Source organism: Flavobacterium sp. Sd200, assembly GCF_009826935.1.
Lineage (GTDB): Bacteria > Bacteroidota > Bacteroidia > Flavobacteriales > Flavobacteriaceae > Flavobacterium.
On the sequence record NZ_WUMN01000001.1, the window covers coordinates 154,038 to 180,049 of the forward strand.

A 26,012-nucleotide genomic window follows, 5' to 3' on the forward strand; every position below is an offset into this window, starting at 1 on the left:
ATATCTTTTAGCCACTGACATACTTTTACCCCTGCTAAATTTTACAATATGCATACAGGGAACAGTATTAAAAGTGCACAAGATGAACAGAAATTGGTAAGCAGCCTCAAAGCCGGGTTAAACCTTATTTTAGAAGAAAATATACTATTGTCACAAAAAACAGATATAGAAAGCTTGATTCCTTTAATAGCATACATAAAACAGTCCGGGCGCATTTTTATATTGTCGGCAGGAAGATCTGGCTTTGCCATGCGCTCTTTTGCCATGAGACTAATGCATCTTGGATTGCAGGTTTATTTTGCAGGAGAAACCACAACCCCGGCCATACAGGAGGGCGATCTTTTAATTGCCGCATCAGGATCGGGTACTACAGGCAGTATAGTAAAAGCCGCAGAGAAAGCCATAACTGTAAAAGCAAATCTTGTTGCATTAACTACCAATACACAATCGCCGCTGGCTGCACTGGCACACCATGTGGTTTATATTCCGGCTGCGGAAAAAGAAGATCATGGAGGCAACAGGTCTAAGCAGTATGCAGGCAGCCTTTTTGAACAGTTTTTACTCCTGCTTATGGATGCCGTTTTCTTTTCGCTATGGAAACTGGACAACACACCTGCCGAAGAACTATGGAAAAGGCACGCCAACTTAGAATAAACAAATTTAATTTTTAATAGTAAATAAATACCGTCATGGCAAAATTACAAGTAGCAATAGATTTATTGACAACCGAAGAGGCATTAGCATTAGCAGCAAAAGTAGCCCCTTATGTAGATATTATAGAGTTGGGAACTCCACTTATAAAAAATGCAGGATCGGGTGTTATTACAGCAATGAAAGCGGCACACCCTGATAAACTGGTTTTTGCCGACCTAAAAACAGCCGATGCAGGCGAACTGGAAGCAGATATTGCATTTAAAGCAGGTGCCGATTTAGTAACCGTTATGAGTACTGTAGGCAACGCTACAATTGCAGGTGCTGTAAAAGCTGCAAAAGCACATGGCAAAGGAGTAGTGGTAGATACCATAGGTAACCCGGACCGTGTTAAAAGAGCACAGGAAGTTACAGCACTGGGTGTTGATTTTGTAGAACTTCACGCCGGGCTTGATGAGCAGTGGACAGAAGGCTATTCTATCCAGGTTTTAATAGATGAGGCTGCACGTGTGGGTGTACCTGTATCTGTTGCTGGAGGTGTAAACATTAATAATGTTGCAGCAGTTATAAAAGCAGGCACACAGGTTGCTGTAGCCGGTGCTGCTATTTATGGTGCCGAAGATCCTGCGGCGGCGGCAAAGGCACTTCGTGAAGCAATTGATGCTGCCTAATTTTTTAAGCTAACAGTATAAACAATGCCCAATTAAAATTCTCTAATTGGGCATTGTTATATAAAAAATGGTTGTGAATTTGTACACCATTTTTAAAAACTATTTTAACACCTTCTCAAAAGCTTTTCTTGGCGCTCCTCTAAAAAATACTTCGCCGCAATATACATAGTCAAGTTTGTCAAGGATTTTTAACATGCCTGTATTATCAAAGTTAGTGTCTACCTTTAGGCTCGTTATGTTGTGCTTAACAGCAAAATCTTCAATGTGTTTCAGCATGGTTTGTGCAAGCCCTTTACCCAAATAGTTGTCTGAAATGGCAATCCGGTGATATACAACGAAATCACCATCCGTAATCCATTTGCCTTCAATATCTGCATAAGCAGGCTCATCGTTTATCAATATGGCACAATATCCAATAATTGTATCTTCATCGGTAAGCACATAGCCTATGGCTTTATCAATATCATTTTTAACTACTTCTTGGTTCGGGTAGCCGTCCTGCCATTGGTTGCTGCCGTCCTGCCTGCGTCGTTCTATAGCTCCCTGTAATATTTCCCAAATTTGAGATATGTCGTTGGCAGTTGCCTGCCTGAAAATGTATTCCATTTATTGATTACTTTTAAAATGCAAATTTCATTTTTTTGCAGGTAATTTTAGCCACGAATTACACTAATTTAAACCAATTGATTAACCTCTTAGCTAAATTTGGGTTTGGATTAGAAGAAACTGAAAGCAAAATTCAAAATTGATTTGCGAAAATTAGTGCAATTCGTGGTAAATAAAAAAGGAACGCCCTCATTACTGAGAGCGTTCCCTGAATTTAAAATCCCAAAATTAAATTTAGCCTTTATCTATGGCTCCAAGCACGCGCATCATAAAAGCGTTGAGCGCAGCTTTTTTGTCCATTCCGTCTTTTATCATTTTGTTTACCTCGAGCGCGCCATACATGTTAGAGATAAGTTCTCCAACAACATCCAGTTCTTCATCTTTTAACGACGGAACTTCGGTAAGTGCCTCCAACACCTCCAGAGCTTCTATAATGTAGTCCTGGTCGTTATCCTCAATAAATTGAGTTAAGTGCTTAATTACTGGTAACTTCATTTACAAGATCGGTTAAAACTTCAACTTTATTTGTTTGTACCTGGTTTACAAGTACGCCGTTTTTAAATGTAGCAAACGTTGGCAGGTTGTCTACCTTGGCCAGTTTGCGCGATTCAGGGAAATTTTCGGCATCGGCCAGTACAAAAGTAACGCCGTCATTCTCTGTAGCCAGTTTTTTAAATTTTGGCTTCATGATCCTGCAGTTGCCGCACCATCCTGCCGAATATTGTACTACAACAACGGGAGCACCGGATACGATCTCTGCCAAATTATCTTTTTCAAGTTCCTGTAACATGATGGTTTTTCTGTTTAGGTTTTTTTAATTAGTTAGAGGCTAAGTAAGAAGCAACACCATCGCGGTCTGCAGTCATAGCTTCTTTGCCTTCTTCCCAGTTTGCAGGGCAAACTTCGCCTTTAACCTGTACGTGAGTATAAGCATCAACAAGTCTAAGGTACTCGTTTACATTACGGCCAAGAGGCATATCGTTTACACTCTCGTGGAAAACTTTACCCGTTTCGTCTATAAGGAAAGTAGCACGGTATGTAACGTTGCTGCCTTCAAGAACTACAGTTCCGGTTTCGTCATTAAATTCAGACGATTCTATATCAAGAATATCAAGAGCATTAGCCAGGTTCCTGTTAGTATCGGCAAGGATAGGGTAGGTAACTCCTTCTATACCGCCTTTATCTTTTGGAGTGTTTAGCCATGCAAAGTGTACTTCGTTAGTATCGCAAGAAGCACCAATTACAATAGTGTTTCTTTTTTCAAATTCGCCAAGGGCAGCCTGAAAAGCATGAAGTTCTGTAGGGCACACAAAAGTAAAGTCTTTAGGATACCAGAACAATAATACTTTTTTGTTGTTGTTTACTGCTTCTTCAAAAACGTTGATCTTTAGGTTGTCACCCATTTCAGAGATAGCGTCTACTGCAAAGTTTGGGAATTTTTTTCCTACGAATGCCATATAAATTGTATTTAAGTGATTAGTATAATTTGATTTTCCGATTACAAAAATAGGTTACTTAACCCTACAGGAAAAATGATAAGCATCATATTTCTCTATCCTTATATAGGGAAATACTATTTTTTATGATGGGTTTAAGAAAAGATTAAGAATTAGCTGCTGAACATGATTAATTTAGCACATTAGTTTTTATATTTGTTAGCTGCACAACTAAAACAATTAATTTATATATGGCATTTAAAGATCTTTTCCGTACAAAACCAATAAGTAAAATACTGCAACAGGGTGGCGATGGAGAACACGATGGTTTACATAAAGTGTTAACGGTAAGAGATCTGACCTTTTTTGGAATCGCCGCAATTATTGGAGGGGGTACCTTTAGTGCCATTGGTAATGCCTGTTTTTCGGGCGGGCCGGGTGTAATTTTACTGTATGTGCTTTGTGCCGTTGCCTGTGGCTTTACAGCCATGTGCTATGCCGAGTTTGCCAGCCGTGTACCGGTATCGGGCAGTGCCTATACTTATGCTTATGTTTCTTTTGGCGAACTTTTCGCATGGATAATAGGGTGGGCACTTATAATGGAATATTCTATAGGTAATATTTACATTGCTTTTTCGTGGAGCGGCTATTTTACAAACCTGCTGGAGAGTTTCCACATTCATTTACCCGAATGGCTCACTATTAATTATACAGAGGCACACCGTAATTTTCTTGAAAATAAAGCAGGCGAAGGATTTACCGCCTGGCAAAACGCACCTATGCTGGGCAGCCTGAAAATTATATTCGACCTGCCTGCCGTTATAATTAATGTGCTTATAACCTATTTGGTATACCGTGGCACTAAAGAATCTAAAAACTTTAGCAATGCCATGGTAATTATTAAGCTGCTTATAGTGGTGCTGGTAATTGCTGTTGGTATTTTTTATGTAGATATAGACAACTGGGCACCTTTTATGCCTAATGGTTTTGGCGGTGTAATGGCAGGGGTTTCGGCAGTGTTTTTTGCCTATATTGGTTTTGATGCCGTATCTACACTGGCAGAAGAATCTAAAAATCCGCAACGCGACCTGCCAAAGGGAATGATCTATTCGTTAGTTATATGTACGGTTCTATACATTATTTTGGCTTTGGTACTGACTGGTATGGTGCCTTATACAGCTCTTGGTGTGACCGACCCGCTGGCAGAAATTTTTGCCCTTAAAGGTGTAAAATGGATGCTCTTTATAGTATCTATAGCAGCAGTTGTAGCGATGACCAGTGTAATGCTTGTGTTTCAGCTTGGTCAGCCCCGTATATGGATGACCATGAGTAGGGACGGACTTATGCCTAAAAAATTCTCGAGCATTCATCCTAAATTTAAAACACCGGGTTTTGCAACCATTGTTACAGGTATAGTGGTAGGATTGCCCATCTTTTTTACCGATGAAACCTTTGTACTTGATTTTACAAGTATAGGCACCCTGTTTGCTTTTGTACTGGTGTGTGGTGGTGTATTGCTGTTGTCTCCGCAAAGCGAAGCTGAGGTAGCCGAAGCAAAGACCCGAAGCAAATTCAGGATACCGTATATCAACTCCAAGTTTATTTTTCCGTTGATTGTTATCGTGGCAATAGTGTTGGTAAACTATTTGTTCCCTGATTTTTTTGCCAATACTTTAGACTTTTCGGGCGATGCCATTACCACAAACGTTACTATGGTATTGTTTTTTATACTATGCATTATAATGGCAGTGTTGGCATTTCTTAAAAACCTGTCGCTAATACCATTATTAGGGTTAGTGTCGTGCTGTTACCTGCTTACGGGTATGGCACTTAATAACTGGATGTGGTTTGGCGTATGGCTTTTATTAGGGCTTATATTTTACTTTACCTATGGCAGAAAAAACAGTAAGTTGAATGCGGTTAAGTAGCATTTTTCATTTCCTAAACCTCCCATAAACATATCCTTTCATTCCTCCCACAACCTGCGAAGAATAAATGCCCGTCATGCCCGATGTAAAATAAGCTACGGCACAGGCAAGAGCAATATATAGGCCGCAGTCTAAACCAAATAACTCTATTCCCATGGCAATGCATGCAATGGGAGTATTGGTGGCACCGCAAAAAACAGCCACAAATCCCATTCCGGCCAGCAGTGCCATAGGTAACGGTACAACCAGGAACAGTGCGCTGCCCAGTGTAGCTCCTACAAAAAACAGTGGTGTAACTTCGCCACCTTTAAAGCCCGCACCCAGCGTAAAGGTGGTAAGCAATAGTTTCAATAAAAAGGCATAAGATGGCTGCGCAGTAGTAAAAGATTCTACTATAGTTGGCACACCCAATCCAATATATTTTGTAGTGCCTAGCAGGTACACCGAAAGCTCAATGAATATTCCTCCAATAAACGGACGCAATGGTGGGTAAGCTACATACTTTTTAAACACGCTGCTAAAAAAATGAACCAGCCTGCTGAACAGTAATGCAGCAAGCCCAAACAAAACTGCAGCAGCAATAGTACAGGCAAAGTTTAGGGGTGTTAGTTGTGGCACAAAAGGTATAATATAGTGTGTATGTGGCACATTCCATAACAAACAGCTATAGTGGGCAATATAAGCCACGGCAAAAGAGGGTAGAAGAGCAGTTAGTCGCAGCTTTTTACTGATGAACATTACCTCTAAAGCAAACAATGCCCCGGCAATGGGCGTACCGAAAACTGATGCAAACCCTGCGCTTATGCCCATTATCAATATAACTTGCCTGTCGGTTGGGGTAATAGTAAACCAATGGCTAAAACGGTCGGCAATAGCACCGCCCATTTGTACAGCGGTACCCTCACGCCCGGCCGATCCGCCAAATAAATGCGTTGCCAGTGTGCCAAACAGTACCAATGGTGCCATCCTGAGCGGAATGATCTGCTTAGGACTGTGCAGTTCTTCGAGCAAAAGGTTATTGCCTTTTACAACACTGCTCCCATAATAATGATAGGTTAAACCTATTATAAGCCCGCCCAAAGGAAGCAGTGATATGATCCAAACATGGCTTTCTCGCCACCCCGTAACCCAGTTTAAAGACGTAAGGAAAAATGCCGATACACAGCCTGTAAAAAAGCCAATGCACAAAGAAAGTGCCAGCCATTTAATGCAATAGAATAGTATTGTGAATTGTTGCAGGTTTGCAATGTGTCTTTTAAAGTCTTGATTTGCCATAGTGAGGTTGATTTAAATACATCTGTTGTGGCATAAGCCATTAATAACAGACGTCATCAGCTGCAAATACAATTGCGTGCGGTTTAAGGCAGACATCATTGCCATATTTTATACAAAGATAGATAATTACTTTAATCAGGCTTATTTATTGCTCTAATTTGTGATAATTACTGTAATTTATGGCTAAATAATGTTTGCTGAATATTATTTGCTAATTTTAGCTTTTTTAGCACATCTAATAAGAACTCTATTTGCAATGCCTGCAAACAAATACATATTTACTATTGTACTGATGCTTTTGGGTATTAGTTTTTTAGTGGCACAAACCCCACAACAGAAGGCAGACAGTGCTGAAACTGTTTTGGTTGGCATACCGGCACGGGACACCGCACATTTGCTTGCCACGGCAAATTTCATTTTGGAGAATTCATCAAACAGCCGACAAAGGTTTGAAATTTTAGAGCGCATATCGGTAGGGTATTTTCATGTAAACGATATTAATAAGTCTATTGCTTATGCCTTTAAGGCTAAAGATGCCGCTGAAGAGTTTGGCGATGCCGAAACACTGGCACAGGCTTATGGGTCTATAGCAAATCTTTATTTTCAGCTCGACCTTACAGATAAAGCCCGTCCTTATCTTGCCACTGCCATAAAGCATATAGAGAACATGCCATCAGGCGATAATAAGTATAAACTTAAAGCCCTGAGTTTTTTAGAAATGGGCAATCTCGATTTTAATGCTAAAGATTATAAAAGGGCTAACGATAATTATAAAAAAGCACTGAGCCAGTTTGGATCTATAAAGAGCGTAAAGAATAAGAGCACTTATCATTATCGCAGGGCATTGTATAACATTGGCAATTCATACCATTTTTTACAGCAGGCAGATTCGGCAGAGACGTACCTCAACCATGCATTGCTGCTTAAAGACCCTAAAAATCCGGAGTTAAAATTTTATATAGAGACAACATTGGCTGAGGTATACAGAGGGAGAAGGGAATATAAACGTGCTGTAGATACATTGCAGTCTGTTTTGAAAGCTCGTGATTTTGACGCCGAACCGCTTAAAATAGAAATTTACCTCAATCTGTCCCGCAACTACAAGGCATTGGGTGATGCTGCCAATTATGCATTATATAACGAAAAACACCTTGCCCTGCGTGATACGCTTCAAAGCCGCGAACGTGAGGCTATAAATACCGCTATTGATGTTGAGAAAAAAAGCCTCTCTGAATCGGTGCAGCGAAGCGACCAAAAAAATACATGGCTGACGATTGCCATTTTGGGTATTCTGTTTATTAGTGGTGGCATTATTGTATATCTAAACCGTGCCAAGAAAAAAGAAAGAGCTTTGTATCTAAACCTCATAGAGCGTTTACAAAGCCAATCATCATTCGCATTGCCGCAACCGGAAGAAAGTGAACAGGAGATTGAGACCGATATTCAGACAGCTTATACCATTCCCCCGGCAGTAGAGGCTGAAATACTCGAAGGATTACAAAATTTTGAAGAAGATGAGGGCTACCGCAACCCGGCCTTAACAGTCTCGATGCTTGCTGTATCATTAAAAACCAATCCGGCCTATCTGTCGGCAGTAATAAAAGCGCATAAAGACAATAATTTTAATGCCTACATAAATGAGCTGCGCATTAAATACATTTGCCGAAAGATACATGAGCAGCGCGAATATGCCAATTACAAGATAAGCTACCTTGCCGAAGATTGCGGTTTTACATCGCACAGTGCTTTTTCTACTGTTTTTAAAAAGGTAACAGGCATATCTCCATCAGTATTTTTACGCGAAGAAGAAAAATTAAACATGACGGGGTAGTTTTTTAAGTATTTGTTTATTAGTGTTTTGTTTTTTGTAAGGGTTTTAAAATATGATATTTTGAAAGCATAGTAAAGATTTTGCTTTATGCTTTTACATAATTTTAGCTCAACAAAAATTAAACACAGGAATTATGAAAAAGAAATTACTTACTGCTTTACTTCTTGCAGGCTCTTTAGCAGCCTTTGCTCAGGAAACCTGCAGTTATGGTACCACAACTGATATTACAGGAATGGGTGAGAATATATCTACCGGAGGTCAGTATGAATATGCCGGGGCTGTAGATTTTAATGTACCCTTTGCAACATCGTTCTCGGCAAACAGTATTACCATAAACGTACTTAAAGGCAATGCACCCTTAAACTATGTGAATGTTTCATTTTTAAATGAAGAGGAGGGAATGCCGGGCAGTGTTATACAGGCCTTTGATAATTTGGTGCCAACAGCCGAAGAGTTTGTTTATGATATTTCGGAAGGTGAATTGGATACCTACCAAATAACGCTTGCGCTACCATCTGAAGTTGTTTTAGAGACAGGCAAATATTTTATAAAGGTGGCAGCAAACACGACTGATGAAAACGGTGTTTGGTGGGAAATTACCAGCGAAGAACAAACGTATGGAGTATTTGATTACAGCACTTTTGAGAGCGATCCGTGGGGTGGCGGCGGATATTACAACAAAGTATTTCAGGTAGGGGGAACCTGCACACCAACAGGCGAAGAACAACCTAACTATGGCGAAGTTTGTGGCCAGCAGAACGCCTCTAACAATTATGAGGGCGGTGTGCATTTTGTGCAGTTTGGACAGGTGGTTACCATTGCAGATGATATTATTGTGCCTGAAAATACTACGTTCTATCTGACTGATTTTACTATGTCGGCACTAATGACGGGAACCATACACAATGCAACAATAAAAATAAGGAGCTCCAACTTTTTTCTTCCGGGCGAAGTATTACACAGTTTTACAAACAAGGGCCCTGATTATGAAGAGTTCGATGGCTGGAGACCGTTTCCAGGATCAAGGTCGGATGTGGCAACAGTAAAGACCAATTTTAAATTTGATGAGCCTATTGCCCTTACCGCCGGAACTTATTTTATTGAGGTTACCCCAACCCTTTATTTTAGCGACCTGACCGTTTGGGAAACCACAACCTTAGCGGGCATAGGGGTAGATTCTTATACATCTTATGACAGCGGCACAACATGGCAGCAAAATACAGATCTAAATCAGGTGTTTACAGTTGGCGGTTTTTGTTCTGAAACTATGGACACAGAAACTCCTAAGGCTACTCAAATAAAATACTATCCAAACCCTGTAAAAGATGTTTTAACAATAGCCTCTCAAAGCAGGGTAGAAGCTGTAAAACTCTATGCTATAGACGGACGCAGTGTATCCGGATATACTGTAAACGAAAACTCTGTAGATATGAGGCTACTTGCTAACGGCATGTATATGGTAAATGTAATGCTCGAAAACGGAGGCAGCCAAACCTTTAAAGTAATAAAACAGTAATTTTGATAGTGTAAGTTAATTTAATGTGTCAACGCCCGCAGGTATCCTGCGGGCGTTGTGTTTTTATAAAGGAAAATTATTTTAAAGATATTTGCCTTCTTTAAGCCAGTTTTTAAGGCTGTCTATCCATTTGCTTTCGGTAGTTTTGTTGTTCATGCCATAGCCATGTCCGCCATGCGGATAAATATGCATTTCGCCTAATGTATTGTTTTTGAGCAACGCTTGGTAGTATTCTAAGCTATTGCCTACCGGAACCGCTTTATCGTCGGCAGAATGCACTAAAAATGCAGGAGGCGTTTGTGCGGTTACCTGTAATTCGTTGCTGTATAGTTTTATTTTTTCTGCCGATGGTTCTTTGCCAATAAGGTTAGTGCGGCTTCCCGAATGGGTAAGGTTATCGCTAAAGCTTATAACAGGATATATCAAAATAGAAAAATCAGGCCTTAGAGAAGTATGTTTAGGGTTGTCTATAACTTCCTGATTAAAGTGTGTAGAAGCAGTAGATGCCAAATGCCCTCCGGCAGAAAAGCCCATAATACCTATTTTAGAACTGTCAAGATTCCATGTGGCTGCACCTTCGCGCACCATCTGTATAGCACGCTGCGCATCCTGTAGAGGCCCTATACTTTTATCTTTCATAATGCTGTCCTGTGGTAGGCGGTATTTTAAAACAAAGGCCGTTATGCCAAAATTATTAAGGGCTTTTGCTACATCTTCTCCCTCATGACCAACAGCCAGCATGCCATAGCCACCACCCGGGCAAATAATAACTGCACTGCGTTGCGGGTTTGCAACTTGTGGTTTAAACACGGTTAAGGTAGGTATAGTAACAGCGGTTACACGCCCCGGAGTGCTTTTTTCGTTATCGGCAGTAGGTTTGCTGTTGGGTATCTTTTTATAAAGCGGCAGTACTTCCTGCGCACTCAGGCTAAAAGCTGCAAGCATAATGAGTAGGGTAAGGTTGATTTTCATGTATATAAAAAACGTTTTAGTTATAGAAAGTAAAAGTATAATAATTTAAGCCGTGTTCTTACAAAATTATTAAAATAGTCAGTGCATGCTTTAAGATTTAGATAATAGCTAAGTATAAAATAGGTAAGGGTTTATATACTATATTTGCCTGCTTTATAAAGAAAGATAATTATGAAAAAACTGTACACACTGCTGCTTTTAATGTTGACTTTTAATGCTGTTTTTGCGCAAAGGGAAGTTGAGTCGGGTAGCTTTAAAGCTCTTGCAGGAATAAAGCAATATAATGTGGTTTTTGACTATACCAATATGAAAATTGCCGATTTTGAGACCGAAGAAGAGTTTTTAAAAAGCAAGATGGCCAAGCGTGAGGGGCAAAAGGCAGAAGACTTTAAAATCAAATGGTTTGCGGATCGCGAAGCTAATTATGAACCTAAATTTATTGCCTATTTTAATAAAAGGGTAGCCAATAAAGAGGTAGTTATGGCAAAAGATGCTACAGCAAAATATACGTTACAGGTTAAAACAATATGGCTGTATCCCGGATACAATGTTGGTGTAGGAAAAGAAGAGGCTAAGATAAGTGCTGTGCTTACGGTTTATGAAACGGCTAACCCGGAGAACATTTTGATAAAGGTTTTTTATGACAAGTCTCCCGGCATAGAGCCTCTTCCGGGCACCAGTGCCTACGACCCCGGAAACCGCATTGCAGGGGCCTATGAAAAACTCGCAAAAAACTTTACCATACAGTTAAAACGCTATTTATAAAAATGGGTTTCTATCAATAAAAAATGCTCCTTCAAGGAGCATTTTTATTGATAGAAACAAACATTGTGAAGCTTGAAAATTAAACTTTTTCAGCCGAGTTATATATCTTATCATACAGCTTTTGGTATTTTTCTTTAACGGCTTTGCGTTTCAGTTTAAGGGTAGGAGTCATTTCGCCTCCTTCAACACTCCATGCATCGGGGGTTATTTCAAATTTTTTAATTTGCTCCCAATGCCCAAATTTTTTATTAATACCATCTACTTCTTCCTGTATCCTGTCGTGTACTTCTTTACTGTCGGCAAGAGCCTGGTTAGATTCTAAGTTAATGCCTTTTCGCGAAGCCCATTGTTTTACAAAAGCAAAATCAGGCTGAATAAAAGCAGCAGGCATTTTTTCGCCATCGCCAATAACCATTATTTGCTCTATAAAGCGGCTTTGCTTCATGGCGTTTTCTATAAGCTGCGGTGCAATGTACTTACCACCGCTTGTTTTAAACATCTCTTTTTTACGATCTGTTATTTTAAGGAAACCATCGGCGTCTACGTTGCCAATATCGCCTGTATGAAAATACCCACCCTGTAACGCTTCGGCAGTTTTCTCAGCGTCGTTGTAATATCCCATCATTACGTTAGGGCCTTTGACCAATATTTCGCCGTCTTCGGCAATTTTTACTTCAACGCCTTTAAGAAGTCTGCCTACGGTTCCTATTTTAAAACCTCCATTACGTTGGTCGTTTACAGCAATAACAGGAGAAGTCTCTGTAAGACCATAGCCCTCCATTACCGGAATTTCGGCAGCAGCAAATACTCTTGCAAGCCTTGGCTGTATGGCAGCACTGCCGCTAACCATTAGGCCTAAATTGCCGCCAAGTCCTGCTTTCCATTTACTGAATATAAGTTTACGTGCCAGCCAAAGTTTAAAACCATACCATGGACCGTTTGCGCCATAAGGCTCATACTCAAGGCCAACGTCAACCGCCCAAAAGAACAGTTTTTTCTTGATGCCTGTAAGTGCAGATCCTTTTGCTATAATAGCATCATATACTTTTTCCAGAAGTCTTGGCACAGCAGTAATAACATGAGGTTTAACCTCTTTAATGTTGTCGCTTACCTTTTCTATACTTTCTGCAAAGTAAATAGATACACCCACATACTGATATATATACAGTATCATGCGTTCATAAATATGGCATACCGGCAAAAAGCTGAGTGCCACACTTTCGCCTTTTACAAATGGCACACGTTCTTCGCTCATAAGCACATCACTCACAATGTTTTTGTGTGATAACATTACTCCTTTCGGCCTTCCTGTAGTACCCGATGTGTAAATTATAGTAGCCAGTTCATCTTCCTTAATGCTGTTTTTAATATCTTCTACTTCTTGCTGGTTAGCAGTATCTTTACCGAGATCCAGTATTTCTTTCCAGTTTTTGCAACCGCTTACTTCTTCAAAAGAATATATTTCTTTCAGCGCAGTAACTTTACTTTTAATAGAAGATATCTTTTGATACAGGTCTTCATTGCTCACAATAACATATTGTGCACCACTGTGATTTAATATGTACTCAAAATCTTCCTGACTTATAGTAGGATACACCGGCACGTTTTGCGCTCCTGTTTGCAGTATGCCAATATCGGCAATGTTCCATTCGGTGCGGTTATTGTGCGATATGACGGCTATTTTATCGTTTTTTTTGATGCCCATGCGCAATAGCCCACGGCTAAAGGCGTTTGCCTGATCTATATACTCCTGTGTCGAGGTTTTAACCCACTCGTTGCCCTGCTTAGTTACCAAAGCGGCATTAAGGTTATATTTTTCCAGCTGGTAGTAGGGGAAATCGAACAGGCGGGTTATCTTATTCATGATTTTGTGTGTATATTGTCTATGCAAATTAAGAAATTATATTTTATAAATCAATAAATTTAAGATGTTATAATTTAGAATATGTTATAAAAAGGGCTTCAAACTAAAGCATGTGCCAAAACTCATGGTGTCGGTTTGCTGTTTTTATGCGTTATTTGTAGTTTGAATTTTTAAATATAAATAGTACTCGCATGAAATTTAGAAAGCTCTTACAATTTTCTGCTTTTTTACTGATCTCTTTTAGCGGCATAGTTGCTACTGGTCAGGGGAAAGCAAAAAATAATTTTGAAAATCCTTTGGTGTTACAACGTGCAGATCCTTTTCTAACAAAGGCTGACGATGGTACTTATTACTTCATTGCAACGGTTCCGGAATATGACAGAATAGAAATACGCTCTGCCAAAACAATTAATGGTATAAAAACGGCTAAGCCGGTAGTTGTATGGCGCAAGCATGATAAAGGCCCTATGGGCAACCATATATGGGCTCCTGAGCTTCATTTTATAGATGGTAAATGGTATATTTATTTTGCTGCCGGGTCGGCTGAGAACAAGTGGGCAATCCATAAATATGTATTATCAAACGCTTCAAAAGACCCGCTTAAAGGAGAATGGAAAGAAGAAGGGCAATTGGTAAGCTTAAAAGACGAATTTTCGCTGGATGCCACAACATTTTTACACAAGGATCAACGCTATATGATTTGGGTAGACAGGGTAGCCAGTAATAATACAGGTTTGTATATTGCAAAAATGAAAAGCCCTACTATGCTGGATGAAAAGCAGGTAGTTATTTCTGAGCCCGACTATGAATGGGAAAAGAAAAAATATAACGTAAATGAAGGGCCAGCCGTAATTATAAGGAACGGAAAGGTATTTTTGGTTTTTTCGGCCAGTGCTACCGACCATAATTATTGTTTAGGTTTACTTTGGGCAGATGAGGGAGCTGATCTTCTTGATCCTAAATCATGGCATAAATTACCTGAACCGGTTTTTTACACTAACGAAAGTTTAAAACGTTTTGGCCCGGGACACAATTCTTTCAGTGTTTCCGAAGATGGAAAAAAGGACATTATGATTTACCATACAAGAAATTATAAAGAGATAAAAGGTGAATCGTTATACGACCCTAACCGAAATACCCACGTTAGAGTTTTAGGATGGACGAAAGACGGAATGCCCGATTTTGGTCAGGATTTAGATGATAATGCTGCGGGTACAGGCTCATCTAAAAAGCGTTAACTGGCTTTTTAAAGGCTTGATTTTAATATATGGCATTTTGCCAATACATTTGCATAAAGCTGTTTAAACCTGTTTTATGGTTAAAGTAGCTGTAACATAAAAATAAAAATGAGTAAAGTAATATTTATAACCGGGGCATCATCGGGCATTGGAAAATCTATAGGCGAATTTTTGCACGCAAAAGGCTATAATGTATATGGCACAAGCCGTAATCCGGAGAGGGTAATGGATTCTGTTTTTCCTTTGGTGGCACTCGATGTCCGCGATGCACAGAGCATAAAACAGGCTGTTGCTAAAGTGATTGCCGAAGCAGGAGCTATTGATGTTTTGGTAAACAATGCAGGCGTAGGCATTACCGGGCCGCTGGAAGAAATTCCTGCCGATGAGATAAAGAACAATTTTGGGGTAAACCTGTTTGGCCCTATAGAGGTAATGAAAGCGGTGTTGCCACAAATGCGTAACCAAAAAAGCGGACTCATTATTAACGTTACATCTATTGCAGGCTATATGGGATTACCATATCGCAGTGTGTACTCGGCTTCTAAAGGGGCTTTAGAGCTTATTACAGAAGCTTTGCGCATGGAGGTTAAAGGTTTTGGTATTACCATTACCAGCGTGGCGCCGGGCGATTTTGCCACCAATATTGCAGCAGGACGCTATCATGCGCCATTGCTTAAGGGCAGTGCCTATGAAGTGCCTTATGGCAATACGCTCGAAATGATGAACACACACGTAGACGCGGGCAGCAATCCACTCGAAATGGCCGAAGCCGTGTATGCAATAATGAAAACACCTAACCCAAATGTGCACTACAAAGTAGGGGTGTTTATGCAAAAGTTCTCTATAGTCCTTAAAAAGATATTACCGGATAAGATATACGAAAAAATGCTCATGAACCACTATAAGCTGTAGTATTCTTAGCTTGGAATTACACTTTTTTGTACAGATCAAATCTTGTATTTTTAAACTAGGTTGTGGCAAAAAGGTGTAATTCCTGGCTAAGTATTATTGCCTTCTTCCTTTCGCAAATCGTCGCTTTCCCATGCGTGGTCGTTAGCACCAAGAGGCGCATATAAGTCTTCTTTTATAAGCTGTTCCTGCATTTGTATCTGTTCAATAGTACTCATTAGCAGAGCTGCTTTATCATGGCGTTTTTCTGCCAGTCTAAAGGTAGCTTCCTCATCATACTTAATAAAACGCTGTCCCTGTCTCGTGGCAGTATAACGACGGTGTCCCATTTCTACTAGGGCGTCTACACCAAGGTTAACGGCACTGTACAGATTTTCCCTGTAAAAGTCGTTTATACCCATTTCAACCAACTCAAAGGCATCATTTCTGTTGCGGGCCCGTGCCAGTATTTTGAGATGCGGAAAATGCTTTTTTATCATTTCTACTACCTGTAGGTTTACACGTGGGTTGTCTATAGCAGCAATAAATATTTTAGCATTTTCACACCCTGCCGATTTTAAAAGTTCTAATCTTGAGGCATCGCCATAATATACTTTAAACCCAAGTTTGCGCAACGATTCTACTCTGTCTGAGTCCATGTCCAATACAGTTGCCGGTATGCCGTTTGCCTTTAATAAACGGCCAATGGTGCTGCCAAAGTTTCCAAACCCGGCAATCACCACATCATTGTGTTCATTTTCTATGGTGTCATATTTGTTTTTAGGTTGTTTCTCTTTAACACCAAAAAACGGGTCTATCCATTTCTCATTAATTAAAAGAAGGAACGGCGTGCCTACCATGCTAATGGCAATAACCGCCATCATTTGGTTGGCAAGTGCAGTAGGCATAATGCTTAACTGTATCGCAAAGCCTAATATTACAAAACCAAACTCTCCTGCCTGGCTAAGCGCGAACGAGAACAGCAGGTTTTGATCGGAACTTTTTTTATACACCTTTCCAACAATAAGCAGCACAAAAAACTTGATGCTGTTAAAAATGGTACTGAAAATGATAATAAATACAGGGTCGGCCATAATGAGCGTAAAGTTGATAGACGCTCCTACGCCAATAAAGAACAGGCCAAGCAATAGTCCTTTAAAAGGGGCTATATCTCCTTCCAATTCATGCCTAAATTCGCTGTTTGCCAATACAAGCCCAGCTATAAATGCACCAAGTGCCGGGCTAAGCCCCACCAGTTGCATAATAAAAGAAACCCCCATAACTAAAAGCAGGGCAGAGGCTGTAAATAGCTCTTGTAAACGCGTTTTGGCAATAATATGAAGCAGAGGTATGATAAGGTACCGACCACCCAAATATACAAGGCCTATTGTGCCAAAAACAATAGGGGTTTGCAGCCAGGCAGGCAAGTCGGATATGAGCGACTGGCTGATGTTTTTGTTGGTAATGTCGCCATCGGCTAAAAGCGGCAGTATGGCTAATATTGGTATGACAGCAATATCCTGAAAGAGCAGCACTGCAAACGATGAGCGCCCCATAGAGGTTTGTGTAAGCCCCTTTTCTTTTAACGTTTGCATTACAATTGCGGTTGAAGACAGCGTCAATGCCAGCGATATTGCCAGCGTAGACTGCCAGTCCCAGCGCAAAACCAACAGACAGGTTATGAAAAGCACGGCTGCCGTTCCTACCACCTGCAACATACCCATACCAATAATAATGCGTCGCATGCGCCAAAATTTATGAGGGTCGAGTTCCAGCCCGATAAGGAAAAGCATCATAACTACGCCAAACTCTGCAAAATGCATGATGTCTTCTCCTTCATGACCTATAAAACCAAGCACATAAGGCCCTATAATAATACCTGCAAACAAATATCCAAGTATGGAACTAAGACCTAATTTTTTTGCTAACGGAACGCAAATTACGGCAGCAAGCAGGTATATTATGGCCTGATATAACAAACTTTCTTCCATAATTAAACCATTTTAGAGGTTAGGTAGTCGTTAAAATACTGATAGTTTGCAGTTTCGGCAGTACTGATCTCTTTATTTTCCAGATATTCCAGTACTTTTCCGTATAGTTCTCCATAGTGCAGATAGCTTTCTTCCTCCATAGAGTGAGTGCCGTGCACAACAAAAGGAGGGAGGTACAACAGGTTACAAACTTTAGCCGTTTGGCAAAAAGGCTCTAAGAGTTGTAGTATGGTAAAGCGGTCTTTTCCGCTTGCGCAATAATTTTCTTTTCTTCCGCCGGTGGTAAGCACTTGCAGCAATAGTTTGCCCTTAAGCGCTTTTCCTTCGTGCCCGTATGCCCATCCATGTTGTAATACCAGGTCTATCCATTGTTTTAAAAGCGGAGGGCAGCTGTACCAATACATGGGGTGGTGCCATATAATAATATCATGAAGCAGGAGCAGTTCCTGTTCGCGTTTTATGTCGATGTCAAAATCAGGATATTCCTGATACAGGTCGTGAAATGTAATATTGGGCGAGTCAGGTATATGATTTACAAGCACATTGTTTGCGTTCGATTTTTCGAATAGCGGATGTGCAAAGAGTATGAGTATCCTGTTGGGCATAAAAAAGCCTGTTTAAATTGAGTAAGGTCAGTAAAAGCGATTTTATCAAAAATAAGCTTTATAATTTCTTACAGAAACAATTTAGACAGGCTTTAACAAAATTTATGGCATTATGCCTAAATAATTTGCAGGTGTTATTTTTAAGAGCTCTTCTTTAACAGTATCGCTCACGTTTAGCGTGCCAATAAAAGTATGGATAGCCTCTTTATTTATAACCATGTTAGTCCGTGTAAGGTCTTTTAAGGCTTCATACGGGTTTGGGTAGGCCTCACGACGCAAAATGGTCTGGATGGCCTCGGCAACAACCGCCCAGTTCTTTTCAAGATCTTCGGCAAACTTAGCTTCATTTAGCAAAAGCTTGTTAAGCCCTTTCAGGGTAGCCTCAAAAGCAATAATTGTATGACCCACAGGCACACCAACGTTGCGTAATACGGTACTGTCGGTGAGGTCGCGCTGCAGGCGTGATATAGGCAACTTAGCTGAAAGGTGCTCAAACAATGCATTGGCAATGCCTAAGTTGCCTTCAGAATTTTCAAAGTCGATAGGATTAACCTTATGCGGCATAGCCGATGAACCCACTTCTCCGGCTTTAATTTTTTGTTTAAAGTAATCCATAGACACATACGTCCAAATATCGCGGTCAAGGTCTATAAGTATGGTATTGATGCGTTTAAGCACATCAAAAAAAGCAGCAAAATGGTCATAATGCTCAATTTGGGTAGTTGGGAAAGAGTGTTTTAATCCAAGGGTTCCCTCTACAAAATCGTTACCGAATTTTTTCCAGTCGTTGGCAGGATAGGCTACAAAATGAGCATTAAAGTTGCCCGTAGCACCGCCAAATTTAGCAGCGAATGGCACATTGTTAAGATAGCGCAACTGTTCTTCCAAACGCTCTGTAAATACTGCTATTTCTTTACCTAAACGGGTAGGAGATGCAGGCTGCCCGTGTGTGCGTGCCAGCATGGGTACATCCATCCACTCGGTACTAAGCTCTTTAAGCTTTGCAATCACGTTAATGAACAATGGCATGTACACTTTTTCGAAAGCGTCTTTTGTAGAAAGCGGTATGGCAGTATTGTTAATATCCTGAGAGGTAAGGCCAAAGTGAATGAACTCTTTAAATGCCTCAAGCCCTAATTTATCGAAAGCCGACTTGATAAAATATTCTACAGCCTTAACGTCGTGATTGGTAGTTTTTTCAATTTCTTTTATCTGAAGTGCATCATCACTGCTAAAGTTTCTGTAGATGTCGCGCAGCGGCTCATATATGTTTTTAGATACGCCTGAAAGTTGAGGTAACGGAAGTTCGCAAAGTGCAATAAAGTATTCTATTTCTACCAGAACGCGGTATTTTATAAGGGCTTCTTCAGAGAAATAATTGGCTAATGCTGCGGTTTTGCTCCTGTACCTGCCGTCTATAGGCGATATGGCATTCAGTTCAGATAATTGCATAAATATTGTGTGTTGTATTATTTATGCGCGCAAATATAAGTAAAAAAAAGCTAAGCCACTAATTGCACAAATTAACACTAATTTTTTTGGAACGCGGATTATACGGATGCTGCGCAATCGCGGATTTTACGGTTTTTTTTCAGACACTAATTACACTAATTTTCGCGAATTTGTTTTTATAAGTTACTATCTTCACGTACTGTCATTGCGAGGAGGCACGACGAAGCAATCTTCTTGATTAATGGGTTTAAACCTTACTTTCTTCACGCACCCTCACTGCGAGGTACGAAGCAGTCTAAGTAGCTGTTCCATTCCGAATGCAGCGCAGCGGAATTGAGGAATCTCTTTATCGAGATTTTTCGACTTCGTTGCACTTCGCTCAAAATGGAAATCAATTCTGTTATATATTCCTCAACCTCCCCGCCACAATTTCCATCCCCTCACTTGCCTTTAGCGGGAAAACCTCCAATGGATTTTTCATATTCGGGATGCCGGCAGGCTTAGGATCTATGTAAAAAATAGGGGTGGTGCGTTTGGCAAAATCAGTCAGCCCTGCCGCAGGGTAAACCTGTAAGGAGGTGCCTATCACGATAATGTAATCGGCCTGCTCTACAACGGGTATGGCATCTTCAATGGCAGGTACGGCCTCGCCAAACCACACTATGTGCGGGCGCAATTGGTATCCGTCAGTATGCAGGTCGCCAAGGGTAATATCGCCTGTAAAATCAATAATATCAAGAGTGTTGTACACACTTCGCGCTTTAAGCAGCTCGCCATGCAGGTGTATTACGTTGGTACTTCCGGCGCGTTCGTGCAGGTCGTCTACGTTTTGGGTAATAATGGTAACGTCAAAATCTTTTTCAAGCTCAGCGGCAATAAAATGGGCTTTGTTGGGCTGTACTTCAAAAAGCTGACGGCGACGTTTGTTGTAAAAGTCCAGCACCAGCGCCGGGTTTTTGCGCCAGCCTTCGGGCGATGCCACTTCCATAACGTCGTGGCCTTCCCATAATCCGCCCGAATCCCTAAAGGTTGCCACACCGCTTTCGGCACTTATGCCTGCGCCCGATAGTATTACCAGTTTTTTCTTCATACCCAAATTTAATTATTTTGGAACGCGGATTTAACGGATTATCGCGGATTTCCTGTAGAGACGTAGCATTGCTACGCCTAACCCACAATGTGATTTATAAGAGTTAATCAAAAGGTTAACACTGTTTTTAAATCTGTTTAAATCTGTGATTGCGCAACACCCGTGTCATCCGTGTTCCCTAATTTTACACCTTGCCTAAAGCATACAGTTGCTCTAAAGTAGGGGTAGGGCTACCACCGGCAGGTTCCAGAGTTATACCAAATGCCTGTGCGCCATCGTTATTATCTACTTTAAATATACCGTTTTGCAGTGCAGCATCGTTTATGACCCCTATGCTTGTGGGAGTTAGTGGGTCTAGTTTGAGTGCCCAAACCTGATATACTTTTCCGGCAGGAGCTTTTGGCAGCCCGGCAAGATCTACATAAGTTTCGTTACTGGTTTTATTAATGTAAACTTTAGCATATGACTCAGGAGAAATTTCCTGACCCTCAAGTTTCACTACTGTGCTGCCATTGTTGCGCACAATGGCAAGAGCTTTTTCTGTTTCAGTATTTTTTTGCTGTGTACTGGCAAGCAACTGCTCAAATTTTGATTTTTGAGTAGTTACAGCTTCTACCTCTTTTGTTACTTCACTGTATTTATAATACTGAAAGATCAAGCCGAACATAAGCACAACGGCTGCAGCCCAACCTATGTATGGGTTCATGCCGCGTTTATGCTCCAGCTTAACCACACCGTCGTTACTGTGTTTTTCGATTAGCCTTTGGCGTATTTTTTCATAATTCTCTGCCGATAAATGTGGTGATACACTATAGGATAGATTTATGACAGCCTTTTCTATAGAGAGTATTTCGGCACGCACACTTTCGTGTTCCTGTGCCAGTTTGTTTACTTCAATATTTTCCTCTTCGGTCAATAGTCCGTAAACGTAAAATTCGAGTGTACCCGATGTTATGTATTCCTGAGTGTCCATTATTCCTGAAGTATATTTCGTAGTTCGCCTATGCAGTTCCTGTTTTGTGTTTTTACGGTACCAAGTGGTATTTCAAGCTCTTCCGACGCCTCCTGCTGTGTATATCCTTTAAAGAAAAGAAGATCTATAAGGCGTATACATTTTGGCTTAAGTTTTTTGATAAACTCACGTATGCCAATAGCATCTATCTTGTTGGTTGCAGTGGTATTAAAATCAAGAATATGTACGAAATTATCTGCTGAGAGGTTTTTTTTATTGTTATTGTGACCTTTAGAGCGTAGCCTGTCTATAGAGGCATTGCGGGCAATATTAAGTATCCAGGTAAAAAAACGACCCTTGCTCTCATTATAGCTGTCTATGTTTTTCCATATTTTGACAAAGACTTCCTGTAAAACATCTTCACTTTCTTCTTTATCTTTTAAAAGGTTAAATATTACGCCATATAGGCTTTTAGAATACATGTCATATAAAGCGGTGAATGCTTTACTGTCTTTTTTATAAATTTTTTCCAGTAATTCTTCCTGTGTCATAATTAAGGTTTGGTTCATCTAATATACTAAAAAGAATTTACGCTTATAGCCAATCACCCAATATATTGAGTATAAAGAATACAATATACAGTCTGTTTAATGTTGCCATTGTACTTTTTCTTTGCAACAATATATAGTAATTTTGCAGCACTCTATGAATGCACAAAAACTAGTAACCGAAATAAGAGAGCTGTATGTTCTTAAACCGTCGCCCCGTGGGTGGCACATACCCTTTTTGGCATCGTTGTGTGTGGGGTTACCGTTGTTAGCCGGATATTTTTTAGGCAATGTTCATAATGGTTCGCTTGCCAGTATGGCCGGGCTTGTAATACTGTACCTGCCCGAAGCGTCGTTTACAAAACGTATGGTTACATTAATGGCCTGTTCTTTTGGGCTTATGGCCTCTTTTTTTATTGGGTTGCTGTTTAGTTTTAATCCAATACTATCGGCAGTTGTGCTGGGTGGATTTACACATTTGGTGCACTGGTCTACCAAATATTTCAAACTTAAGCCGCCTTCTAATTTTTTCTTTATTATGCTGGCATCGATTGGTTTTTGCATGCCTCACAATATGGCTCTCATACCCTATAAAACAGGGCTTGTGGGCATGGGCTGCATGAGTGCCTGCCTGTTGGCTCTTGTATATGGAATATTGGTAAAAAGCAAAACTACTGATGATGTTAGTGCAACCACACAAAATCTACGCGGATTTACCAGTCATATAGAATCGGCTATTTTTGGGCTTTCTATAGGGTCATCGTTGCTGATTGCCAAGATTTTAGAACTCGATAACCCCTATTGGGTTCCGGTTTCATGCCTTGCGGTTATGCAGGGGGTGAGTGCTAAACATGTATGGCAGCGCAGCCTGCAACGTGTTGTAGGTACTTTATTAGGATTGAGCCTGGCATGGGTTTTACTGCTTCTCAAATTGCCGGAGTGGGCCATTTGTGCTGTAATAATGGTGATGCAGTTTGTGGTAGAAATGTTTATTACACGCAACTATGCCTATGCGGTTGTTTTTATAACATCGCTCACACTAATGCTTGCCGAATTTGGCAGTGCCATTGCAAACCATCCTAACGAGTTGGTTACAGCCCGTTTTACCGATATTTTTATTGGCAGTGCCGTGGGGGCAGTAGGCGGTTACTTTTTATACCACCAAAAGCTTAAAAACAAAATGGCGCGACAACTGCGCAAAACAAGGGTTATTCTTAAACGTTAGTATTGTCTTGCGGTTTTACATGGGTTATAACGGCGCTTTCTTTCTCGGTTTCGCGTTGCTCTATAAATACGGCATAATCGGCAGGTTCTATGCGCGACCCTCTAAATATGGCATAAGCTCTCGTAAACTCTGCACCAAAATATAATATGGCTGCAGTATAATATACCCAAAGCAATATTACAATTATAGATCCGGCAGCCCCATAGGGAGAACCCGCACCTGTGGTGGTAATGTAGAGACCTATTATATATCGGCCTAAAAGAAATAGGCATGCTGTAAAAAATGCACCTGCACGCACGTGTTTCCATTTTATCTTGGCATCGGGCAATACCTTAAATATAACTCCAAATAAAACCGTAATTACCATAAAACTTATGGCAACGTTGGCAAGATTAACTAATATGAGAGTAAAATCAGGGAAAAAATCTTTTAAGAATTGGTGAAGCGCAACAAGTGCCCCGTTAATTATAAGCGACACTATAAGCAGGAAACCGAGCCCTACAATTATAGATCCTGACCTGAAACGGTCTTTTACAAGTTTTAGCCAGCCTTTTTTGGGTTTGGCCTTTACTTTCCATATCATGTTTATAGAATCCTGTATCTCTCCAAAAACGGTCGTAGCACCTATTATAAGTGTAACGATACCTATAACTACAGATATGGTTGTTTTGCCAGACAGTTCCATGTTCTTTATTACTTCCTGTATTTGGGCGGCTGCGTTGTTGCCTATAAGCCCGTTAAGTTCATTAAATATCCTGCCCTCGCTGGCCTCCCTGCCAAAAAAGAAGCCGGCAAGTGAAATAATGAGCAGCAACAGCGGCGCCATAGAAAATATGGTGTAGTAAGACAGCGAGGCACTTAGCTTGAGGCCTTTGTCCTGCATAAACCCATTAAAGGTTTCTTTTAGTACATGTACACTGTCTGTAATTGTTTTTCGCCTGAATATCTTTTTCAACATAAATATATCGTTTTCGTAAAAAATAGTGCAATTATATCACAAAAATAGCAACTGCATGAGGTAAATACTACAATATTAACATATATATGTGTTTACTTAATAATTTTAATTGCCTTTTTTTATGGTAATGCCACAGTGCTACATTATCCGCTAATAATTTCATAAATATTCATAATAGGGTGCCAAGAATATTGTACACCTGTGCTAAAAAACTTAATTTTATGCAGCAATTATGGGATAAGAATTAACTTTCCGTAACAACAACAATTTCATGAAGATAGTTATTATAGGCGGCGGATTTGCAGGCGTAAATATGGCCAACGAACTGGCCAATAACAAGAGTTTTGACGTTACCCTGGTAGACAAGAACAACTACAACTTTTTTCCGCCACTCATTTATCAGGTGGCTACGGCTTACCTTGAGCCATCGGCGATCAGTTACCCTTTCAGAAGGTATTACTCTAAAAAGAAAAACATCCATTTCAGGCTTGGCGAGCTGGTATCTGTAAAAGCGGAACAGAATATTGCTGTGCTTCATAATGGCGAGATAGAGTATGACGCGCTTGTTTTTGCAACCGGTGCCGAAACTAACTATTTTGGTATGGAGAACGTTCGTAAGAACTCTATACCGATGAAAACCCTTAACGATGCCATAGAAATGCGTAACAAACTGTTACAGCGCATGGAAAAGGCAACGCTGCAAAAAAACAGCCGTGAGCGACGCAAATATTTAAATATTGTTGTTGCCGGCGGTGGTCCTACAGGTGTTGAGGTATCGGGTATGTTTGCCGAAATGCGAAACGGTATTTTGCGTAAAGAATATCCGGAGCTTGCTACAAGCGTAAGCAACATTTACCTTGTAGATGGTGCCGATGCGGTGCTTGCCCCAATGAGCAAACAATCGCAGCAGGATACTTATGATGCACTTACAAAGCTTGGCGTTATTATAAAACTTAATGCCCGTGTAACCGACTATGTAGACGATACCGTTCATCTTGAAAATGGTGAGACCATACTTTCTAAAAACCTTATATGGGCTGCCGGAGTTTCGGCTAAATCTTTTGAGGGTATACCTGTAGAAAGCTATGGACGCGGCAAAAGGATGATTGTTGACGAGTATAACAAAGTAGCCAACACTACTAATATATATGCCATTGGCGATACCTGTTTCCAAACGTCTGATGCAGCTTTTCCTAACGGACACCCACAGGTGGCGCAGGTAGCTATACAGCAGGGTAAACATCTTGCCAAGAATCTTAAAAAGTCGTTAAACAAGCAGCCGCTTGTACCGTTTAAATACAACGACAAGGGATCAATGGCCATTATTGGTAAGAACAAGGCAGTGGTAGATTTACCAAGCCCTAAAATGCACTTTAAAGGCTTCCTTGCATGGTTAATGTGGTTGTTTATACACCTTTTATCATTAATTACGTTCCGTAACAGGCTGGTAACATTCTGGAACTGGATGATATCTTACTTCTCTATGGATCAGCCACTGCGTATGATTATCAGGCCGGAGAAAAAGAATAAGAATACGGAAGTGAAGTAAA

General features: G+C 40.5%; 24 protein-coding genes and 1 riboswitch. Of the genes, 10 read left to right on the top strand and 14 right to left on the bottom strand.

The window, feature by feature from the left end; all coding sequences use genetic code 11:
- Nucleotides 1-48 precede the first annotated feature (48 nt).
- Together hxlB and hxlA are read left to right on the top strand one after the other, a co-directional pair.
- Nucleotides 49-654, top strand: coding sequence for a 6-phospho-3-hexuloisomerase (hxlB, locus tag GR160_RS00685; RefSeq protein ID WP_160747906.1), 606 nt, complete (start codon nucleotides 49-51; stop codon nucleotides 652-654).
- Nucleotides 655-689: 35 nt separating this feature from the next.
- Nucleotides 690-1,322, top strand: coding sequence for a 3-hexulose-6-phosphate synthase (gene hxlA / locus GR160_RS00690; RefSeq protein WP_160747907.1), 633 nt, complete (start codon nucleotides 690-692; stop codon nucleotides 1,320-1,322).
- A gap of 99 nt (nucleotides 1,323-1,421) precedes the next feature.
- On the opposite strand, the gene GR160_RS00695 is transcribed toward hxlA, so the two are convergent.
- The 4 genes from GR160_RS00695 to GR160_RS00710 all read right to left on the bottom strand — a co-directional run bounded on the left by GR160_RS00695 (nucleotide 1,422) and on the right by GR160_RS00710 (nucleotide 3,385).
- Nucleotides 1,422-1,928: a GNAT family N-acetyltransferase gene (locus GR160_RS00695; protein WP_160747908.1), complete on the bottom strand. Its 507-nt coding sequence runs from the start codon at nucleotides 1,926-1,928 to the stop codon at nucleotides 1,422-1,424.
- A 234-nt stretch (nucleotides 1,929-2,162) separates the two neighbouring features.
- Nucleotides 2,163-2,423 carry a hypothetical protein gene (locus GR160_RS00700; protein ID WP_160747909.1) on the bottom strand — a complete coding sequence of 87 codons (261 nt, stop codon included), beginning with the start codon at nucleotides 2,421-2,423 and terminating at the stop codon, nucleotides 2,163-2,165.
- On the bottom strand, nucleotides 2,404-2,718 hold the full coding sequence (locus tag GR160_RS00705; RefSeq protein WP_160747910.1) for a thioredoxin family protein: 315 nt from the start codon (nucleotides 2,716-2,718) through the stop codon (nucleotides 2,404-2,406). Before GR160_RS00705 ends, GR160_RS00700 begins: the two co-directional genes overlap by 20 nt.
- Nucleotides 2,719-2,746: 28 nt before the next feature.
- A complete protein-coding gene (locus GR160_RS00710; protein WP_160747911.1) occupies nucleotides 2,747-3,385 on the bottom strand; it encodes a peroxiredoxin in 639 nt (212 codons plus the stop codon).
- A 230-nt stretch (nucleotides 3,386-3,615) separates the two neighbouring features.
- Here GR160_RS00710 and GR160_RS00715 point away from each other — a divergent pair, with 230 nt between their 5' ends.
- A complete protein-coding gene (locus GR160_RS00715) occupies nucleotides 3,616-5,292 on the top strand; it encodes an amino acid permease (protein WP_160747912.1) in 1,677 nt (558 codons plus the stop codon).
- Between the two features lie 6 nt (nucleotides 5,293-5,298).
- On the opposite strand, the gene GR160_RS00720 is transcribed toward GR160_RS00715, so the two are convergent.
- Nucleotides 5,299-6,567 (bottom strand): voltage-gated chloride channel family protein, encoded by a 1,269-nt coding sequence (locus tag GR160_RS00720; RefSeq protein WP_202390685.1) that lies wholly within the window; start codon nucleotides 6,565-6,567, stop codon nucleotides 5,299-5,301.
- A 40-nt stretch (nucleotides 6,568-6,607) separates the two neighbouring features.
- Nucleotides 6,608-6,679, bottom strand: a riboswitch (Fluoride riboswitch).
- A 144-nt stretch (nucleotides 6,680-6,823) separates the two neighbouring features.
- Here GR160_RS00720 and GR160_RS00725 point away from each other — a divergent pair.
- Both GR160_RS00725 and GR160_RS00730 read left to right on the top strand, forming a co-directional pair.
- The gene (locus GR160_RS00725) at nucleotides 6,824-8,398 is read left to right on the top strand and encodes a helix-turn-helix transcriptional regulator (RefSeq protein ID WP_160747913.1); all 1,575 of its coding nucleotides are present in this window, start codon (nucleotides 6,824-6,826) and stop codon (nucleotides 8,396-8,398) included.
- Nucleotides 8,399-8,531: 133 nt separating this feature from the next.
- Nucleotides 8,532-9,914, top strand: coding sequence for a T9SS type A sorting domain-containing protein (locus GR160_RS00730; RefSeq protein ID WP_160747914.1), 1,383 nt, complete (start codon nucleotides 8,532-8,534; stop codon nucleotides 9,912-9,914).
- An 81-nt stretch (nucleotides 9,915-9,995) separates the two neighbouring features.
- On the opposite strand, the gene GR160_RS00735 is transcribed toward GR160_RS00730, so the two are convergent.
- Nucleotides 9,996-10,886, bottom strand: a complete 891-nt coding sequence (locus tag GR160_RS00735; RefSeq protein WP_160747915.1) for an alpha/beta hydrolase — start codon at nucleotides 10,884-10,886, stop codon at nucleotides 9,996-9,998.
- Between the two features lie 171 nt (nucleotides 10,887-11,057).
- Here GR160_RS00735 and GR160_RS00740 point away from each other — a divergent pair, with 171 nt between their 5' ends.
- Nucleotides 11,058-11,651 carry a hypothetical protein gene (locus GR160_RS00740; RefSeq protein ID WP_160747916.1) on the top strand — a complete coding sequence of 198 codons (594 nt, stop codon included), beginning with the start codon at nucleotides 11,058-11,060 and terminating at the stop codon, nucleotides 11,649-11,651.
- 79 nt (nucleotides 11,652-11,730) lie between these two features.
- Here the strand turns inward: GR160_RS00740 and GR160_RS00745 are convergent, their stop codons facing one another.
- Nucleotides 11,731-13,515 carry a long-chain fatty acid--CoA ligase gene (locus GR160_RS00745; protein WP_160747917.1) on the bottom strand — a complete coding sequence of 595 codons (1,785 nt, stop codon included), beginning with the start codon at nucleotides 13,513-13,515 and terminating at the stop codon, nucleotides 11,731-11,733.
- Nucleotides 13,516-13,706: 191 nt separating this feature from the next.
- On the opposite strand from GR160_RS00745, the gene GR160_RS00750 reads away from it, so the two are divergent.
- Both GR160_RS00750 and GR160_RS00755 read left to right on the top strand, forming a co-directional pair.
- Entirely contained in the window at nucleotides 13,707-14,753 is a 1,047-nt protein-coding gene (locus GR160_RS00750) for a family 43 glycosylhydrolase (RefSeq protein WP_160747918.1), read from the top strand.
- Nucleotides 14,754-14,861: 108 nt separating this feature from the next.
- The gene (locus GR160_RS00755) at nucleotides 14,862-15,665 is read left to right on the top strand and encodes an SDR family oxidoreductase (RefSeq protein WP_160747919.1); all 804 of its coding nucleotides are present in this window, start codon (nucleotides 14,862-14,864) and stop codon (nucleotides 15,663-15,665) included.
- 86 nt (nucleotides 15,666-15,751) lie between these two features.
- Here GR160_RS00755 and GR160_RS00760 read toward each other — a convergent pair whose 3' ends face one another.
- The 6 genes from GR160_RS00760 to GR160_RS00785 all read right to left on the bottom strand — a co-directional run bounded on the left by GR160_RS00760 (nucleotide 15,752) and on the right by GR160_RS00785 (nucleotide 22,282).
- Nucleotides 15,752-17,632 (bottom strand): monovalent cation:proton antiporter-2 (CPA2) family protein, encoded by a 1,881-nt coding sequence (locus GR160_RS00760; RefSeq protein WP_160747920.1) that lies wholly within the window; start codon nucleotides 17,630-17,632, stop codon nucleotides 15,752-15,754.
- A gap of 2 nt (nucleotides 17,633-17,634) precedes the next feature.
- Nucleotides 17,635-18,237, bottom strand: a complete 603-nt coding sequence (locus GR160_RS00765) for an NAD(P)H-dependent oxidoreductase (protein ID WP_160747921.1) — start codon at nucleotides 18,235-18,237, stop codon at nucleotides 17,635-17,637.
- Nucleotides 18,238-18,339: 102 nt separating this feature from the next.
- Complete coding sequence (gene purB, locus GR160_RS00770; RefSeq protein WP_160747922.1) at nucleotides 18,340-19,689, bottom strand: adenylosuccinate lyase; 1,350 nt, start codon at nucleotides 19,687-19,689, stop codon at nucleotides 18,340-18,342.
- Between the two features lie 400 nt (nucleotides 19,690-20,089).
- Nucleotides 20,090-20,779, bottom strand: coding sequence for an NAD-dependent deacylase (locus GR160_RS00775; RefSeq protein ID WP_160747923.1), 690 nt, complete (start codon nucleotides 20,777-20,779; stop codon nucleotides 20,090-20,092).
- Between the two features lie 184 nt (nucleotides 20,780-20,963).
- On the bottom strand, nucleotides 20,964-21,752 hold the full coding sequence (locus GR160_RS00780) for an anti-sigma factor domain-containing protein (RefSeq protein WP_160747924.1): 789 nt from the start codon (nucleotides 21,750-21,752) through the stop codon (nucleotides 20,964-20,966).
- Nucleotides 21,752-22,282: an RNA polymerase sigma factor gene (locus GR160_RS00785; RefSeq protein WP_160747925.1), complete on the bottom strand. Its 531-nt coding sequence runs from the start codon at nucleotides 22,280-22,282 to the stop codon at nucleotides 21,752-21,754. Before GR160_RS00785 ends, GR160_RS00780 begins: the two co-directional genes overlap by 1 nt.
- 154 nt (nucleotides 22,283-22,436) lie before the next feature.
- Here GR160_RS00785 and GR160_RS00790 point away from each other — a divergent pair, with 154 nt between their 5' ends.
- Entirely contained in the window at nucleotides 22,437-23,504 is a 1,068-nt protein-coding gene (locus tag GR160_RS00790; protein WP_160747926.1) for an FUSC family protein, read from the top strand.
- Here the strand turns inward: GR160_RS00790 and GR160_RS00795 are convergent.
- Nucleotides 23,494-24,462: a YihY/virulence factor BrkB family protein gene (locus GR160_RS00795; RefSeq protein ID WP_160747927.1), complete on the bottom strand. Its 969-nt coding sequence runs from the start codon at nucleotides 24,460-24,462 to the stop codon at nucleotides 23,494-23,496. The genes GR160_RS00790 and GR160_RS00795 overlap by 11 nt on opposite strands.
- A 271-nt stretch (nucleotides 24,463-24,733) precedes the next feature.
- On the opposite strand from GR160_RS00795, the gene GR160_RS00800 reads away from it, so the two are divergent.
- Nucleotides 24,734-26,011, top strand: coding sequence for an NAD(P)/FAD-dependent oxidoreductase (locus tag GR160_RS00800; RefSeq protein ID WP_160747928.1), 1,278 nt, complete (start codon nucleotides 24,734-24,736; stop codon nucleotides 26,009-26,011).
- The last annotated feature ends 1 nt before the right edge of the window (nucleotide 26,012 follow it).

Bases quoted from the DNA above. Each gene is read 5' to 3' on its own strand.
- GR160_RS00740 (WP_160747916.1), top strand. From the start codon at position 11,058: ATGAAAAAACTGTACACACTGCTGCTTTTAATGTTGACTTTTAATGCT.
- GR160_RS00745 (WP_160747917.1), bottom strand. From the start codon at position 13,515: ATGAATAAGATAACCCGCCTGTTCGATTTCCCCTACTACCAGCTGGAA.
- GR160_RS00775 (WP_160747923.1), bottom strand. From the start codon at position 20,779: ATGAAGAAAAAACTGGTAATACTATCGGGCGCAGGCATAAGTGCCGAA.
- GR160_RS00755 (WP_160747919.1), top strand. From the start codon at position 14,862: ATGAGTAAAGTAATATTTATAACCGGGGCATCATCGGGCATTGGAAAA.
- hxlB (WP_160747906.1), top strand. From the start codon at position 49: ATGCATACAGGGAACAGTATTAAAAGTGCACAAGATGAACAGAAATTG.
- GR160_RS00705 (WP_160747910.1), bottom strand. From the start codon at position 2,718: ATGTTACAGGAACTTGAAAAAGATAATTTGGCAGAGATCGTATCCGGT.
- GR160_RS00715 (WP_160747912.1), top strand. From the start codon at position 3,616: ATGGCATTTAAAGATCTTTTCCGTACAAAACCAATAAGTAAAATACTG.
- GR160_RS00785 (WP_160747925.1), bottom strand. From the start codon at position 22,282: ATGACACAGGAAGAATTACTGGAAAAAATTTATAAAAAAGACAGTAAA.
- GR160_RS00750 (WP_160747918.1), top strand. From the start codon at position 13,707: ATGAAATTTAGAAAGCTCTTACAATTTTCTGCTTTTTTACTGATCTCT.
- GR160_RS00720 (WP_202390685.1), bottom strand. From the start codon at position 6,567: ATGGCAAATCAAGACTTTAAAAGACACATTGCAAACCTGCAACAATTC.
- GR160_RS00780 (WP_160747924.1), bottom strand. From the start codon at position 21,752: ATGGACACTCAGGAATACATAACATCGGGTACACTCGAATTTTACGTT.
- GR160_RS00695 (WP_160747908.1), bottom strand. From the start codon at position 1,928: ATGGAATACATTTTCAGGCAGGCAACTGCCAACGACATATCTCAAATT.
- GR160_RS00725 (WP_160747913.1), top strand. From the start codon at position 6,824: ATGCCTGCAAACAAATACATATTTACTATTGTACTGATGCTTTTGGGT.
- GR160_RS00700 (WP_160747909.1), bottom strand. From the start codon at position 2,423: ATGAAGTTACCAGTAATTAAGCACTTAACTCAATTTATTGAGGATAAC.
- hxlA (WP_160747907.1), top strand. From the start codon at position 690: ATGGCAAAATTACAAGTAGCAATAGATTTATTGACAACCGAAGAGGCA.
- GR160_RS00710 (WP_160747911.1), bottom strand. From the start codon at position 3,385: ATGGCATTCGTAGGAAAAAAATTCCCAAACTTTGCAGTAGACGCTATC.
- GR160_RS00760 (WP_160747920.1), bottom strand. From the start codon at position 17,632: ATGGAAGAAAGTTTGTTATATCAGGCCATAATATACCTGCTTGCTGCC.
- GR160_RS00735 (WP_160747915.1), bottom strand. From the start codon at position 10,886: ATGAAAATCAACCTTACCCTACTCATTATGCTTGCAGCTTTTAGCCTG.
- GR160_RS00790 (WP_160747926.1), top strand. From the start codon at position 22,437: ATGAATGCACAAAAACTAGTAACCGAAATAAGAGAGCTGTATGTTCTT.
- GR160_RS00765 (WP_160747921.1), bottom strand. From the start codon at position 18,237: ATGCCCAACAGGATACTCATACTCTTTGCACATCCGCTATTCGAAAAA.
- GR160_RS00800 (WP_160747928.1), top strand. From the start codon at position 24,734: ATGAAGATAGTTATTATAGGCGGCGGATTTGCAGGCGTAAATATGGCC.
- purB (WP_160747922.1), bottom strand. From the start codon at position 19,689: ATGCAATTATCTGAACTGAATGCCATATCGCCTATAGACGGCAGGTAC.
- GR160_RS00795 (WP_160747927.1), bottom strand. From the start codon at position 24,462: ATGTTGAAAAAGATATTCAGGCGAAAAACAATTACAGACAGTGTACAT.
- GR160_RS00730 (WP_160747914.1), top strand. From the start codon at position 8,532: ATGAAAAAGAAATTACTTACTGCTTTACTTCTTGCAGGCTCTTTAGCA.